Source organism: Meridianimarinicoccus roseus (assembly GCF_003172915.1).
Lineage (GTDB): Bacteria > Pseudomonadota > Alphaproteobacteria > Rhodobacterales > Rhodobacteraceae > Meridianimarinicoccus > Meridianimarinicoccus roseus.
The window spans coordinates 276242-291241 of the sequence record NZ_QGKU01000048.1; the positions used below are offsets into that span (position 1 = coordinate 276242).

Annotated in this window: 13 protein-coding genes; 7 read left to right on the forward strand and 6 right to left on the reverse strand. The window is 68.7% G+C overall.

Going from position 1 to position 15000, the window contains the following annotated elements:
* The first annotated feature begins 9 nt into the window (after positions 1 to 9).
* From metK to DKT77_RS16540, 3 genes are read left to right on the forward strand one after another with little or no spacing between them, the layout of a single operon-like run.
* Positions 10 to 1197, forward strand: a complete 1188-nt coding sequence (gene metK / locus DKT77_RS16530; RefSeq protein WP_109812761.1) for a methionine adenosyltransferase — start codon at positions 10 to 12, stop codon at positions 1195 to 1197.
* 42 nt (positions 1198 to 1239) lie between these two features.
* Positions 1240 to 2628: an adenosylhomocysteinase gene (gene ahcY / locus DKT77_RS16535; RefSeq protein WP_109812823.1), complete on the forward strand. Its 1389-nt coding sequence runs from the start codon at positions 1240 to 1242 to the stop codon at positions 2626 to 2628.
* 40 nt (positions 2629 to 2668) lie between these two features.
* A complete protein-coding gene (locus tag DKT77_RS16540) occupies positions 2669 to 3637 on the forward strand; it encodes an adenosine kinase (RefSeq protein ID WP_238547959.1) in 969 nt (322 codons plus the stop codon).
* A gap of 55 nt (positions 3638 to 3692) precedes the next feature.
* Here the strand turns inward: DKT77_RS16540 and plsY are convergent, their stop codons facing one another.
* From plsY to DKT77_RS16565, 5 genes are read right to left on the reverse strand one after another with little or no spacing between them, the layout of a single operon-like run.
* Positions 3693 to 4301 carry a glycerol-3-phosphate 1-O-acyltransferase PlsY gene (plsY, locus tag DKT77_RS16545; RefSeq protein ID WP_109812824.1) on the reverse strand — a complete coding sequence of 203 codons (609 nt, stop codon included), beginning with the start codon at positions 4299 to 4301 and terminating at the stop codon, positions 3693 to 3695.
* A complete protein-coding gene (gene pyrC / locus DKT77_RS16550; RefSeq protein ID WP_109812763.1) occupies positions 4298 to 5581 on the reverse strand; it encodes a dihydroorotase in 1284 nt (427 codons plus the stop codon). Before pyrC ends, plsY begins: the two co-directional genes overlap by 4 nt.
* A complete protein-coding gene (locus DKT77_RS16555) occupies positions 5578 to 6105 on the reverse strand; it encodes a hypothetical protein (protein ID WP_109812764.1) in 528 nt (175 codons plus the stop codon). Before DKT77_RS16555 ends, pyrC begins: the two co-directional genes overlap by 4 nt.
* The gene (locus DKT77_RS16560) at positions 6105 to 6674 is read right to left on the reverse strand and encodes a hypothetical protein (protein ID WP_109812765.1); all 570 of its coding nucleotides are present in this window, start codon (positions 6672 to 6674) and stop codon (positions 6105 to 6107) included. Before DKT77_RS16560 ends, DKT77_RS16555 begins: the two co-directional genes overlap by 1 nt.
* Entirely contained in the window at positions 6671 to 7621 is a 951-nt protein-coding gene (locus DKT77_RS16565) for an aspartate carbamoyltransferase catalytic subunit (protein ID WP_109812766.1), read from the reverse strand. Before DKT77_RS16565 ends, DKT77_RS16560 begins: the two co-directional genes overlap by 4 nt.
* A 125-nt stretch (positions 7622 to 7746) precedes the next feature.
* Here DKT77_RS16565 and DKT77_RS16570 point away from each other — a divergent pair, with 125 nt between their 5' ends.
* The 4 genes from DKT77_RS16570 (at position 7747) to DKT77_RS16585 (ending at position 14119) form a co-directional block, all read left to right on the forward strand.
* Positions 7747 to 8616, forward strand: coding sequence for a uracil-DNA glycosylase (locus DKT77_RS16570; RefSeq protein ID WP_109812767.1), 870 nt, complete (start codon positions 7747 to 7749; stop codon positions 8614 to 8616).
* Positions 8613 to 9155: a molybdenum cofactor biosynthesis protein B gene (gene moaB, locus DKT77_RS16575; protein ID WP_109812768.1), complete on the forward strand. Its 543-nt coding sequence runs from the start codon at positions 8613 to 8615 to the stop codon at positions 9153 to 9155. Before DKT77_RS16570 ends, moaB begins: the two co-directional genes overlap by 4 nt.
* Before the next feature lie 81 nt (positions 9156 to 9236).
* A complete protein-coding gene (locus DKT77_RS16580; RefSeq protein WP_109812769.1) occupies positions 9237 to 10724 on the forward strand; it encodes an efflux RND transporter periplasmic adaptor subunit in 1488 nt (495 codons plus the stop codon).
* A 2-nt stretch (positions 10725 to 10726) separates the two neighbouring features.
* Positions 10727 to 14119: an efflux RND transporter permease subunit gene (locus DKT77_RS16585; RefSeq protein WP_109812770.1), complete on the forward strand. Its 3393-nt coding sequence runs from the start codon at positions 10727 to 10729 to the stop codon at positions 14117 to 14119.
* Here the strand turns inward: DKT77_RS16585 and DKT77_RS16590 are convergent.
* Positions 14107 to 14922 (reverse strand): protein-disulfide reductase DsbD domain-containing protein, encoded by an 816-nt coding sequence (locus tag DKT77_RS16590; RefSeq protein ID WP_109812771.1) that lies wholly within the window; start codon positions 14920 to 14922, stop codon positions 14107 to 14109. The genes DKT77_RS16585 and DKT77_RS16590 overlap by 13 nt on opposite strands.
* Between the last annotated feature and the right edge of the window lie 78 nt (positions 14923 to 15000).

Consider the following 15000-nt stretch of genomic DNA (forward strand, 5'->3'; position numbering starts at 1 on the left):
ACTCCGAACATGACTGCCAAGAGTTGGCTTTTTACCAGCGAATCCGTTTCAGAAGGCCACCCTGACAAGGTTTGTGACCGTATTTCCGACTCCATTCTCGATGCGTTTCTGGCCGAGGATCCGCATGCCCGCGTCGCATGCGAAACGCTTGCCACCACCGATCACGTGACCATCGCCGGCGAAGTCCGCGGCCCCAACGCCGTGCGCCAGCGCGTCGAGGAGATCGCCCGCGAGGCGATCCGTGACATCGGCTACGAGCAGAAAGGCTTTTCTTGGAAGACCTGCGCGGTCAACAACCTTCTGCACGAACAGTCAGCCGACATCGCGCAGGGCGTCGACGAGGGCGACAAGGGCGAGGAGGGTGCAGGCGACCAAGGCATCATGTTCGGCTATGCCTGCAACGAGACGCCTGAACTGATGCCGATGCCGATCCAGGTGGCACACCGCATCCTGCGTTTGATGGCACAGGACCGCAAGTCCGGCGCACAGCCCGGCTTCGGCCCTGACGCCAAGAGCCAGGTCACCCTGCGCTACGAAGGCGGGATGCCGGTCGCTGTCGATACGGTCGTCGTGTCCACCCAGCACGCCGAGGACCTGAGCACCGATCAGGTGCGAGAACTGGTCAAGCCCTACGTGGATCAGGCAATGCCGGAAGGCTGGACCACCGTTCCCGACGACAAGCTGATCGTGAACCCGACCGGGCGGTTCGTGATCGGCGGCCCCGATGGCGATGCGGGCCTGACGGGGCGCAAGATCATCGTTGACACCTATGGCGGTGCGGCCCCGCATGGCGGTGGCGCGTTCTCGGGCAAGGACCCGACCAAGGTGGACCGCTCGGCGGCCTACATCTCGCGCTACCTTGCCAAGAACGTCGTGGCCTCCGGCGTGGCCGAGAAGTGCCAGATCCAGCTGGCCTATGCCATTGGTGTGCCCGAGCCTGTCGCGCTCTATGTCAACACTCTGGGGACTGCGCAGGCCGACGAAGACGAGATCGCCGCGACGCTGCGCGAGTTGGTCAAGCTGACGCCGCGCGGCATCCGCACCAAGCTGGACCTGCTCAAGCCGATCTACGCGCGCACCGCGGCCTATGGCCATTTCGGGCGCGACCCCGACGCCGAGGGCGGCTTCACTTGGGAACGCACCGACCTTGCGGCCGAGATCGCAAGCCGTTTCGGCGCCACCAAGGCTGCCCAGTAACCTAACAGTTTCAAGGACATATTCATGAACACCCAAGAAACCATCGCCCCTGACTACGTCGTCAAGGACATCGAGCTTGCCGCTTACGGCCGCAAGGAACTGGACATCGCCGAAACGGAGATGCCGGGCCTGATCGCGCTGCGCGAGGAATTCGGCGAAGACAAGCCCCTGAAGGGTGCGCGGATCGTCGGCAGCCTGCACATGACGATCCAGACCGCCGTTCTGATCGAGACGCTGAACGCGCTTGGCGCCGATGTCCGCTGGGCGTCGTGCAACATCTTTTCGACCCAGGACCACGCCGCCGCCGCGATCGCCGCGGGCGGCACGCCGGTCTTCGCCGTCAAGGGCCAGACGCTGGAAGAGCACTGGGACTATCTCGACAAGTCCTTCATGTTCGAGGACGGCCCGAACATGATCCTCGACGATGGCGGCGACGCGACGCTCTATGTCCTGCTGGGCGCACGCGCCGAGGCGGGCGAGGATGTCATTCCGGTTCCGCAATCCGAAGAGGAAGAGGTCATCAAGGCGCAGATCGCCAAGCGCATGAAGGCCTCGCCGGGCTGGTTCACCAAGATCCGCGACCAGATCCGCGGCGTGTCCGAGGAAACAACTACCGGCGTGAACCGGCTCTACCAACTGATGCGCGAGGGACAGTTGCCGTTCCCGGCGATCAACGTGAACGACAGCGTCACCAAGTCGAAATTCGACAACAAGTATGGCTGCAAGGAATCGCTGGTCGACGGCATCCGCCGCGCGACGGACACGATGATGGCCGGCAAGGTCGCGGTCGTGTGCGGGTATGGCGACGTGGGCAAGGGATCGGCCGCATCGCTGGCGGGCGCCGGCGCGCGGGTGAAGGTGACCGAGATCGACCCGATCTGCGCGCTGCAGGCGGCGATGGACGGGTTCGAGGTGACGACACTCGAGGATGTGATCTCCACCGCCGACATCTTCATCACCACCACCGGCAACAAGGACGTGATCCGCATCGAGCATATGCGCGAGATGAAGGACATGGCGATCGTCGGGAACATCGGTCACTTCGACAACGAGATCCAGGTCGCCAGCCTGAAGAACCACAAGTGGACCAACATCAAGGACCAGGTGGACATGATCGAGATGCCTGGTGGCAACCGGATCATCCTGCTGTCCGAAGGCCGCCTGCTGAACCTCGGCAACGCGACCGGTCACCCGTCCTTCGTGATGTCCGCGTCCTTCACCAACCAGGTGCTGGCGCAGATCGAACTGTGGACCCGCGGCGACAAGTACAAGAATGAGGTTTACGTGCTGCCCAAGCACCTAGACGAGAAGGTCGCGCGCCTGCATCTCGGCCGGATCGGCGTGAAGCTGAGCACGCTGTCGCCGGAACAGGCCGCCTATATCGGCGTGACGCCGGAAGGCCCGTTCAAGCCCGAACACTACCGTTACTGAGGAAAGGCGGGGCGGCGCGATGCCGCCCCGACACCAGCACATGAGCAAGTCACAACCGCAAATCGCCGGCATCGGAAATCCGCTGGTGGACGTTCTCGCGTCGGTCGGGCCTGATGCGCCGGGCAAGCATGGCCTGACGGTGGGCGAGATGCATCTCGTTGATGCCGCGACGGCCAAGGCGCTTTATGCCGATATCGGACCGGGCATCCAGCAGTCCGGCGGGTCGGTCGCCAACACGATCGCCCATGTCGGTGATATGGGTCTGAAAGGCACGTTCCTCGGCAAGGTGGCTGGCGACGATCTTGGCGGGGTGTTCCGCCGGGACATGGCCGCACTGGGAATCGACGTTCCGGTGCCCGATCAGGCCGATGGCACCGCGACGGGCCACTGCGTGGTCATGGTCACACCCGACGGCGAACGCACGATGTCCACCTATCTTGGCGCCTGCGAATGCCTGGCGCCGGACGATCTGCCCGAAACGCTGCCCAGCGAGACGGCGATCCTATTGGTCGAGGGGTATCACTTCGACACCCCGCACGGCGCGGCGAATGTCGCGCGCGCGGTCGAACTTGCACGCGGCGTCGGTGCACGGATCGCGCTTACGCCGTCCGATGCGGCCTGCGTGGACCGTCAGCGCGCGGCCATGCTGGCTTTGATCGAAGGCGAGTGCGACATCTTGATCGGCAACGAGCTGGAACTTGCGGCGCTGTCCGGGGCGCAGGACCCGATGTCGGCACTGCACTGGGCGCTCGATCACGTGCGCACCGTGGCGCTGACCCGGTCCGAGAACGGTGCGTTGCTGGCCGATGGCGGCCCGGTGGTCGAGGTCGCGGCCCAGCCGGTACCGAAGGTCGTGGATACCACCGGTGCGGGCGATGCTTTCGCTGCCGGGTTCCTTTCGGCGCTGGCGCTTGGCAAGGACGTGGCCGAAGCCGGCCGGGCAGGGGCATCGCTTGCCGCCCGCGTGATCGGTCACTTCGGCGCGCGCGAAGCCGGCACTGCGGCCTGACAAAACCGGCCTGTCCGTACAGGCGGGGACCGCGTAACACTGGTCGGGCGGAAGGTTACTTCCGCCCGATTTTCGTTTCCATCCCGGCGCGCAGCCGCGCGATGTTTTCGTGGTGACGCAGGAAGATCAGCGCGGCCAGCAACGCTGCGGCCAATGCCATGTCCGTCCGTCCCAGAAGGGCGGCGACGACCGGCGACAGCGCCGCCGCGACCAGTGCCGAAAGCGAGGAATAGCGCGTCAGCGCCGCCGTGGCGGCCCAGCAGGCGCAGGCGGCAAGCCCGACCGGCAGTGACAGCGCCAGCAGCGTGCCCAGGAACGTGGCGACGCCCTTGCCTCCGTGAAACCCAAGATAGACGGGAAAACAGTGGCCTAGGAAGGCCGCGACCCCGGCGAGTTGCGCTGCGTCGGGGCCAAGAACTGCGCGGGCGACCAGCACCGCGATCGCGCCCTTAGCGGCATCCAGCACCAGCGTAAGGAACGCGGCAGCCTTGTTGCCGGTGCGCAGCACGTTGGTCGCGCCGATATTGCCCGACCCGATGCTGCGCAAATCGCCCAGCCCGAAAAGGCGCGCCATGACTAGCCCGAACGGCACCGCGCCCAGCAGGTAGGCCAGTCCCGCCGCAAGCAGGAGCAGACCGGGCGGCGTGGTCAGCGCGGGGATCATCCGAACACCCGCGCGCCGCCGACCCATGTGCCGCGCACCCGGCCCTGAAGCCGCGCGCCGTCGAACGGGGTATTCTTGGACTTGGAATGGAGTTTGAAACGGTCGAGAACGAAGGGCGCGTCCGGATCGAAGAGCACCAGATCTGCCGGTGCTCCCGGTGCCAGAGTGCCGCCGGGCAGGCCCAGTCGCCGCGCCGGGTTCAGCGCCATTGCGCGGAACAGCGCCTGCAGCGAAAGGTCTCCCGAATGGAAAAGTCGCAACGCCGCCGGCAGCAGCGTTTCAAGACCCACGGCACCGGCCGCGGCTTCCTCGAACGGCAGGCGCTTGGATTCCTCGTCCTGCGGTGTGTGCATGGAACAGACGATGTCGATCAATCCCTCGCGCAGCGCCTCCACCATCGCCAATCGGTCCTCCTCGTGGCGCAGCGGCGGCTTGACCTTGAAGAACGTTCGGTAGTCGCCGATGTCGAGCGTGTTCAGCGTCAGGTGATGGATCGATATACCGGCCGTCACGTCCAGACCGGTCGCTTTCGCCCGGCGCAGTGCAGGCAGGGCGGCAGCTGTGGTCACCTGGTCGGCGTGGTAGCGCGCGCCGGTCAGTTCCACCAGCGCGAGGTCGCGTTCCAGCCCGATCCTCTCGGCCATCGGCGGCACGCCCGGAAGTCCGCGCAACGTGGCGAACTTGCCGCTGGTGATGCAGGCACCCGAGCTGAGTCCCGGGTCCTGCGGGTGGCCGATCACCAGCGCACCGAGGCTGCGCGCGTAGGTCAGGCATCGTACCAGCACGCGATGGTCGGTCAGCACATGATCTCCGTCCGAAAAGGCCACCGCGCCCGCGTCCTTCAAAAAGCCGATCTCGGTCATCTCTCGCCCGGCGCGGGCGCGGGTGAGTGTGGCCATGGCGGCGATGCGCACGGGCGCGGTTTCCTGTCCGCGTCGGGTGACGAATTCCAGCGTCTCGGGGTTGTCGATCGGGGTCAGGCTGTCGGGCCGGGTGACCATCGTCGTCACGCCGCCCGCGGCGGCAGCGCGCCCGGCGGTCTTGAAGCTTTCCTTGTGCCGCTCGCCCGGTTCGCCGACCTTGACGCCCAGATCGACGATGCCCGGCGCAAGGCACGCGCCTGCGCCATCAATCCGCGTTGCACCGCCGGGCGGGGTCGGCGCGGGGCCGGTGCCGGTCGCGGCGATGACTCCGTTCTCGACGCGCAGCCAGCCGATGGGGGGCTGGCCGTCCTCCGCCTCGGGGTCGATCAGTCGGATGTCGGTGAACAGGAGCGTCATGTCGCCTCGCGCTGGACCTGCTGCATCAGGTCATGGACGGCCCGGATATCGGCCAGATGGGTGAAGCCGACCGGGCGCTGCGTCTGGCCATCGGCGGTCTTCACGAGGTCGGTGGCGAACCAAAGGTTGCGCCCGTCGCGCCGGATGCGGGTCTGCGGTGTGATCGGGTAGGCGTCGAAGGCGCGGCGACCCAGAACGGCCGTGGCGATGAAGGCGCGCTCGTCGGTCAGCGTGTACCAGGTCCGGCGCCGCACATAGGCGTCCCACAGCCGTTCCGCCCCGGCCCGTTGCAGCCCGAGCACAAGGAAGGGCAGCCCGAACAGCGGGAACACGAGCCCCAGGAAGCTCCCGCCGGGCAATTGCCCCAGCGCCATCGCCATCCAGAACAGCGCGAAGCCCGCGAAGGCTCCGCCGAACAGCCCGTCGGACAACCGCCAGCCGGTCCAGTCCGGCGTTGGATCCGGCTGGCCCTGCCACAGCACCCGTTCGCCGGGGTTGAGGATGCCGTCCCAGCCGCCGGTCATCAGCGCCCGCCCAAAACAGCCAGCGCGGCCACGATCGCACCCGCGGCAAGCAGCCCCAACAGCAGCACCAGCGGCGGCATCGCCCGGCGCGGCGGCGCTGGCGGCGTACGGCCCTGCGCGCTGACCGGATCGGGATGTGCGGCGCGCGGCATGTCCCGCGCCGGGCCCGGGTCGCGGATCGTGTCGAACTCGGCCATTGGCTCCAGCCAATCCGCCGGGGACAGCCGGTGCGCGCTGCCGCCGAAGGCCGGGGACTGCACGATCAGCACATGGCCCGACACCGCGTCCAGCCGCGCGCGCGCCGCCGCGATCTGGTCGTCCGGCACGTCGTGGCCGGACCGCAGGTAGGTGTCGAAACCGATCGCCCGCACGTCCGATACCGGCACAAGCGTCAGCCAGTGGCCCTCCAGCGGGCCGGTTCCCAGCGCTGCGCCGACCTGTGCGCCGATATCCGGTGCGTCCTGTGCAAAGGCCGCGCGCAGCGCTGCCGCCTCGGCCCGGTCCTGCGACAGGGCATAGAGCCGCAGGCGGCCGCCTTCGCCCGTCGAGACGGTGTCGGACACGGTCACGCCGCGCCGTCCGTGGCCGCCGCGCGCAGGTTTCGCGCCAGCAAGTCCATCGCCGCCATCCGCACGGCGACGCCCATTTCCACCTGCTCCTGAATCACCGACCTGTTGATGTCATCAGCGAGGATGCCGTCGATCTCCACCCCGCGATTCATAGGGCCGGGATGCATCACGATCGCATCGTCCTTGGCATAGGCCAGCTTCTCCGGGTCGAGCCCGTAGCGGTGGTAATACTCGCGCTCCGACGGGATGAACCCGCCATCCATTCGTTCCTTCTGAAGCCGCAACATCATCACCACGTCGCAGCCGGTCAGCCCCTCGCGCATGTCTTCGAATACCTCTACGCCAAGCTCGCGGACCTCGCTGGGCATCAGCGTGGGCGGGCCGATCAGGCGCACGCGGTTTTCCATCTTGCCCAGAAGCAGGATGTTCGACCGTGCCACACGGCTGTGGGCGATGTCGCCGCAGATCGCCACGTTCAGCCGGTGCAGTCGGCCCTTGGCGCGGCGGATCGTCAGCGCGTCCAGCAGCGCTTGCGTGGGATGTTCGTGCCGCCCGTCACCCGCGTTCAGAACGGCGCAGTTCACCTTCTGCGCCAGCAGGTCCACCGCGCCGGAATTGGGGTGCCGCACGACAAGAAGATCGGGGTGCATCGCGTTCAGTGTCAGCGCCGTGTCGATCAGCGTTTCGCCTTTCTTGATGGAACTGGCCTGCATTGCCATGTTCATCACGTCCGCGCCCAGCCGCTTGCCCGCCAATTCGAAACTGGCCTGCGTGCGGGTGGAGGCTTCGAAGAACATGTTGATCTGCGTCAGCCCGGCCAGCACGTCCGAATGCTTCACCGCCTGCCGGTTCAGGTCCACATAGGTGTCGGCAAGGTCCAGCAGGGTGGTGATCTCGACCGGGTGCAGCGGCTCAATGCCCAGCAGGTGCCGTGCCCGATATGTCATGCCGCCCCCTCGTGGTGATCTGGGGGCGTTATAGGCGCGCGCCGGATCAGCGGCAAGTGCCGGGCCCGCGCCGCCCGGCGCCGACGCGATTGTTATTGCCGTGCCAGCGGCCTAGATTGCACTGCATGACAGGGATCGGCGATGCACATGCGCTCAAGGCGCTTCTGGACTGGCAAGCGGAGCTTGGGGCCGACCTGCCGATCGGCGATCTGCCGGTCAATCGGTATGCCGCACCCGCCCGCCGCCCCGCGGCCGCCGCTCCTGCCGCCGCCGCCGGGGGCGCGGCGGCGGCCGCGACGGCGCCAAACACCGCCATGCGGGCGGACGCACGAGCGGCTGGACCGACGGACGGGCCGGATCCGGTCGCCGTCGCCGAGACTGCCGCCGCTGGCGCGGGCGATCTGGCCGCTTTGCACGCCGCGATGGCGGGGTTCGGACATTGTGACCTTCAACAGGGCGCGCGCACGCTTGTCTTCGCGGACGGCCAGCCGGGCGCGCGGGTGATGATCGTCGGCGAGGCGCCGGGCCGAGAGGAAGATCTTCAGGGCAAACCCTTTGTCGGGCAGGCCGGGCACCTGCTGGACCTGATGCTCGCCACCATCGGATTGGCGCGCGGCGCGGCGGAGCTGGACAAAGCGGTCTACATCACCAACCTGATCCCGTGGCGCCCGCCGCAGAACCGCGCCCCCACATCCCAGGAATGCGCCATGATGGCCCCCTTCGCGCGACGCCACATCGCGCTGGCCGCGCCCGAGATCATCGTGCTGATGGGCAACACCGCCTGCGAGGGGTTGCTGGGCCGCAAGGGCATTACCCGCCTGCGCGGCCAGTGGTCCGAGCTTGGCCCGCTACCCTGCCTGCCGATGCTGCACCCCGCCTACCTGCTGCGCAACCCGGCCGCCAAGCGCGATGCCTGGGCCGACCTGCTGGCCCTGCGCGCCCGGCTGGACGCGGACGCGGCCCAGTCCCGTCTCAAAGGACACGCCCCGCCATGAGCCGGATCGACGAATCCAAGCCCTTCATGCCCGTGCGCATCGCCGTTCTGACGGTGTCCGACAGCCGCACCCCGGACGAGGACCGTTCGGGCGCGGTGCTGGTGGACAGGATCGCGTCGGCGGGCCACGTGCTGGCCGCCCGTGCGTTGCTGCGCGACGAACGTGCGGAGATCGCGGCGCAGTTGCGGGCCTGGTGCGCCGATCCCGGGATCGACGTGGTGATTTCCACCGGTGGGACCGGCCTGACCGGTCGCGATGTCACAGTCGAGGCGCACCGGGACGTCTATGAAAAGGAAATCGACGCGTTCGGCACGGTGTTCACGATGGTTTCCTTCGCCAAGATCGGCACCTCGGCCGTTCAAAGCCGCGCCACCGGCGGCGTGGCTAACGGAACCTACCTGTTCGCGCTGCCGGGCAGTCCCGGCGCCTGCAAGGACGCGTGGGACGAAATCCTGTCGCTGCAACTCGATTACCGGCACCGGCCCTGCAATTTCGTCGAGATTCTGCCCCGGCTGGACGAACATCAGCGACGGAAGTGACGCCGCCGCGCGTTGAACGGGCATGGCGGGAACAGCGCGCCCCCGCCGGACGGACCCGCCAAGGCGCGTGGAAGGATCGGAATGCATTTTCTGCGCAGTGCCCTTGTCGGTGTCCTGCTGGCCGCGCTCAGTTTCGGGGCGCTGGGATGGGCGGGCATGGCAGTGTGGTCGGCGCTGAGCACCGCGATGGGCGATGCGCCGCCTGACCGCGCGCGGCGCGAGGTGGTACTGGCGGTCCGCGCGGTTACAGTGACGCCTGGCCGCGCCGTGCCTGTGATCGACGCGTTCGGAACCCTGCGCAGCACCCGTACGCTCGATCTGCGTGCCGCGAGCGGCGGACAGGTGGTGGCGCTGGCCGATCCGTTCCGCGACGGGGTCCGCGTGGCGCGGGGTGATCTGCTGGTTTCGGTCGATCCGGCCGAGGCCAAGGCGGCGCTGGCCACGGCGCGGGCCGACCTGTCCGAGGCGGAGGCAACACTGCGCGATGCCGAGCGCGGGGTGACCTTGGCGCGGGACGATCTGACCGTGACGCAGGAACAGGCCGACCTGCGGGCGCAGGCCCTGTCGCGTCAGAACGATCTTGCCGCGCGCGGCGTGGGCAGTGCGTCGGCGGTGGAAACCGCCGCGCTGGCGGCGGCACAGGCCCGGCAGGCGGTAGTGGGGCGCCGCCAGGCCCTGGCCGAGGCCGAGGCGCGGCTGGACCAGTCCCGCACCGCGCGCGACCGCGCCGAAATCGCTCTTGGCGAAGCGCGCCGCCTGCTGGAAGACACCTCGCTGACCGCCCAGTTCGACGGCGTTCTGTCGGACGTCGCGGCCGTGCGCGGCGGGCGTGTCGCGCCCGGCGATCTGCTGGCGCGGCTGGTGGACCCCGCCGCGCTGGAGGTCGCCTTCCGGCTGTCCACGGCGCAGTTCGCCCGGCTGACCGCGCGCGATGGCGCGCCGCTGGCGGATCGTGCGCTGACCGTGCGGCTCGATCTGGGCAGCGACGGGGATGTGCTGGAAACGCCAGGCACCGGCCTGCGCGAAAGCCCGGTCGTGGGCGAGGGCGAGAGCGGCCGCGCGTTGTTCGCCGGGCTGGAGCGTCCGGCCGGCTTCCGACCCGGCGACATCGTCACCGTCCGCATCGCGGAGCCGCCCCTGTCCGGCGTGGCGCGCCTGCCCGCCAGCGCGGTCGGGTCCGATGGCCGCGTGCTGGTGATCGGGCCGGAGGAGCGGTTGCGCGAAGCGTGGGTGCAGATCGTCCGGCGGCAGGACAACACGGTGCTGGTGCGCGCGCCGGGGCTGGAGGGCGCACGGATCGTCGCAGATCTTGGCCCGGCACTTGGCGCGGGGCTGAAGGTGCGCATCATCGAGGAGGCGGCTTCCCCTGCGTCTGCCTCCGCCCCTGTCTCGGCGCAACAGGATGCGCTGATCGACCTGACCCCGGCGCGCCGCGCAGCGCTTATCGCCGCCGTGCAGGCCGATGCCTCGCTGCCTGCGCAGGACCGGGACCGGATGCTCGCGCTGCTGGAAGGTGGGGCGGTCCCGCTGGGCATCGTCCAGCGCATCGAACAGAGCCGAGGCGGCTAGGCGTGGGGCGCAGCGGCCTGATCGGATATTTCGCGCGCCACCGGACGGCGGCGAACCTGCTGCTGGCAGTGATGGTCGTTCTGGGCCTTGCTTCGGCAGCGCAGATGCGCGCTCAGTTCTTTCCCGACATCGTTCTGGACGATGTCAGCGTGCAGGTCGCGTGGGAAGGGGCCGGGCCCGAGGACGTGGACCGCGCCATCGTGGCGCCGCTGCTGCCGGTGCTGCAGGCCGTGGACGGGGTGGCGGAAACCGACGCGGTATCCCGCGAGGGCAGCGCGCGCATCGCGCTGGAATTCGAGCCGGGCTGGGACATGGGCCGCGCGCTCGATTCGGTGCAGGCGGCTGTGGACGGGGTGAGCGACCTGCCCGACGATGCCGAGCGGCCGGAGGTAACGCGCCGCGAATGGCGCGACCGGGTGACCGATGTGGTGCTGACCGGCCCGGTCGGCGTGGACCAGCTGGCGCGTTTCGCGGACGATCTTGTGTTGCGCCTGTTCGAGGCCGGGGTCACGCGCACCACGCTAAGCGGAATCGCCGCCCCGGAGATTCTGCTGACCGTGCGCAGCGCAGCGCTGATCCGCCATGACCTGTCGCTGGCCGAGATCGCGCAGGCGGTGGCGGCGCAGGCAGACACCGCCCCCGCAGGCAGCGTGGAGGCGGCGGGCGCCCGGCTGCGCAGCGGCGCAGAACGGCGCGGCGCGGCCGAGATCGAGGCGATCGTGCTGCGCAGCGACGCGGATGGCGCGACGCTCAGGGTCGGTGACGTTGCGGCGGTTCAGGTCGGCGGGGTGGACCGCGTGGCGGCCTATTTCGTCGGCACTGACCCCGCGATATCGCTGCGCGTGGACCGGTCCGCCGAAGGCGACGCGATCCGCCTGCAGCGTACGGTGGCCGAGGTCGCGGCAGAGTTCCAATCCGGCCTTCCCCCTGGGGTCCGCGTGGACCTGATCCGCACCCGCGCCGACGCGATCTCGGCCCGTCTCGACATCCTGCTGCGCAACGGGTTGACCGGCCTTGCGATGGTGGTGGGGCTTCTGTTCCTGTTCCTGAACGCGCGCACTGCGCTGTGGGTCGCAGCCGGCATTCCCGTCGCAATGTGCGCTGCGATCGCGGTGATGTATGCGGCTGGCGTGACGCTGAACATGATCTCGCTGTTCGGTCTGATCCTGACGCTGGGGATCGTGGTGGATGATGCCATCGTCGTGGGCGAACATGCCGATTTCCGCCACCGCACGCTTGGCGAGCCGCCTGGCCAGGCGGCGGAGCGCGCGGCGCGGCGCATGGCGCTGCCGGTCTTCTCGGCCGCGCTGACGACGATCATCGCCTTCTGGGGTCTGACCGCGATCGGCGGCCGCTTCGGAACGATGATCTGGGATATTCCCGTCACCGTGGTCGCGGTGCTGGCGGCATCGCTGGTCGAATGTTTCCTGATCCTGCCCAGCCACATGCGCCACGCGCTGGCGGCCTCGGCCCGCGACGCATGGTACGACTGGCCGTCCCGCCAGATAAACCTCGGCTTCGCGGTGCTGCGCGACCGGGCCTTCCGCCCGCTGGTCGGACTGGTGATCGCTGCACGCTATCCGGTGATGGCAGGGCTGGTGGCGCTGCTGGCCGCACAATCGGTGCTGCTGATCTCGGGGCAGGTGCCATGGCGGTTCTTCAACGCGCCCGAACAGGGGTCGATCACCGGCAATTTCGTCATGACGGCAAGCGCGGACCGGGCGGACACGTTGGCCCAGATGGCCGAGTTGCAGCGTGCGGCCGACGCCGTCGCCGCCGCGCTGGAGGTGGAGCACGGGCGCAACCCGCTGTCCTATGTGCTGGCGCAGGTCGGGGGCACCACCGGGCGCGGGCTGGCCGCCGCCGACGAGAAGGACCCGGACCAGCAAGGCTCGATCTCGATCGAACTGATCGGTGCGGACCTGCGGCCCTACTCGTCCTTCGACGTCCTGCGCCGCCTGCAGGACGAGGTCACGCGCCTGCCGCTGACCGAGGAACTGAGCTTCCGAAGCTGGCGGTCGGGGCCGGGGGGCGACGCGCTCGACATTCAGCTGTACGGAGCGGACACCTCCGGGCTTAAGGCGGCGGCCGAGGCGCTCAAGCGCAGGCTCGAAACCTATCCGGAAGTTTCGGCGCTGCAGGACAGTATGCCTTGGGACAAGCGCGAGATCACGCTTGACCTGACACCGCGCGCGCAGGTGCTGGGCTTCTCCATCGATGAGGTCGGGCGCGTGCTGCGCGACCGGCTGAACGGGATCGAGGCGCTGAACTTTCCCGACGGGCCGCGCACTGGCACGATACGGGTGGAAGTGCCGCAGGCCGAGGCCACGGCGGATTTTCTGGGCCAGGTGCTTTTGCGCGCCCCATCGGGTCAGTATCTGCCTCTCGCCGATCTGGTCGATTGGCAGGCAGAGCCGGGGTTCGCCAGCATCCGCCGCGAAAACGGCCTGCGCACGGTCACCGTCACAGGCGATCTGTCCGAGGACGATCCGGCCCGCGCGGCCGAGATCATGACCCTGCTCGAAACCGACATCCTGCCAAGGCTTGAGGCCGAGCACCGTGTCGGCTGGCGCCTTTCGGGGCTGGCCGAGCAGGAACGCGCATTCCTGTCCGATGCGCGTGTCGGCGTGACGCTGTGCCTGCTGGGCATCTTCATGACGCTGGCCTGGGTGTTCGCAAGCTGGACCCGTCCGCTCGTGATCATGGCGATCATTCCCTTCGGCTTGATCGGCACGGTCTGGGGGCATTTCATCTGGGAGGTTCCGCTGTCGATGTTCAGCGTGGTCGGGCTTATCGGCATGACCGGCATCATCATCAACGACAGCATCGTTCTGATCACGACGATCGATGCCTACGCCAAGACCCGCGCGCTGCGCCCCGCCATCGTGGATGCGGTGTGCGACCGTCTGCGCCCGGTTCTGCTGACCACGCTGACCACTGTGCTGGGCCTTGCGCCGCTGCTGTACGAGACTTCACAGGACGCGCAATTCCTCAAGCCCACGGTCATCACGTTGGTATACGGGCTGGGCTTCGGCATGGTGCTGGTGCTGATCGTGGTGCCGGCTCTTCTTGCGGCGGGGCAGGACGTGACCCGAAGTCTGCGCGCAGCGCGCCGGGCGCTGCGCGGGCGCGGACGGGCGCGCGCCGCGTTCCGGCCCAGCCTCGGGCTGGCCGCGCTGCTGGCGGGCTGGGGGGCGGCGACGCTGGGCGCGCAGGCGGTGACCGGTGGAATGGCTCCGGGGCTTCCGGCGCTGGCCGGTGGCGGGCCGACGACCGCGTTCGGGGTCTTCGTCGCCGGGGCGGTCGTGATGACGCTTCTGGCGCTACTCGGAAGCTTCCTTTCGCCACGGCGCCGCGCGGCGGCGAACGGGACGGGCGGCGATCAGTCCGCCTGACAGCCCCGCATCTCGACCGCGCCGTCGGCGCCCAGCACAGTGAATCGCAGCGCGCCCCGGTCAAGCGCGAAGGGCTGCGCTTCGGGCGGGACAAGCTCAGTGACGGCGGTGATCGTGTCGCCACGGCGTGTCACCTCGGACGGCGAGGCCCACACATCCACCCGGCCGGGTTCGAGGAACACCCGTTCGGTGCCACCCTGCGGGGGCACGGCGATCGTGGCGGTCACGCGCAGCCCGTCGCGGATCGGTTCTACCGTGCAGCGCGCGACATCGAGGCCCCGAACCGCGCCCGGCACCGTCGCCAGCGCCTGCGCGATCTCGGGCACCGGTAGCCCCGCGCCCGGCGCGATTTCTGTCGAAAAGCGCACGTCGACCGGCAGGCAGATGTCCTTGCATACCCCGATGGAGGCCCGGCCGGACAGGCCCATCGCCTCTCCCCCGTCGCGCGGTTCCAGTTCCACCGGCAGAACGACCTGCGTGCTGTAGCCGATCGTTTCCAGTCCGTAGCTTTCGAAAACGCTGGGGCGCGGCCAGAACACGCTGACCGAGGCCACGTTTCGCGACCCTTCGAAGCCGAATTCGGGCGGAATGCCGGATTCCCCCGGCACGCGCCAGTAGGTCTTCCAGCCCGGCGCCAGCACGATCCGCAGCCCGGCCATGTGGCTACCGGTTTCGGTCCGCCAGCCCGGCTCGAGGGTGATGCGCACGACATCCTCGACCGGCTCTGCGCTGGCTGGGGGCGGGGCGGCGATCAGCACGGGGGCGCACAGCAGCGCCGAAAGGGTCAGACGAAAGCGGTTCATGACGCTTTGGTTGCAGAAAAGCCCGCCAAGCCCAAGTCACTTTCAGGCGATGCGGCGTGATTTCACGCCGTTGGCCTT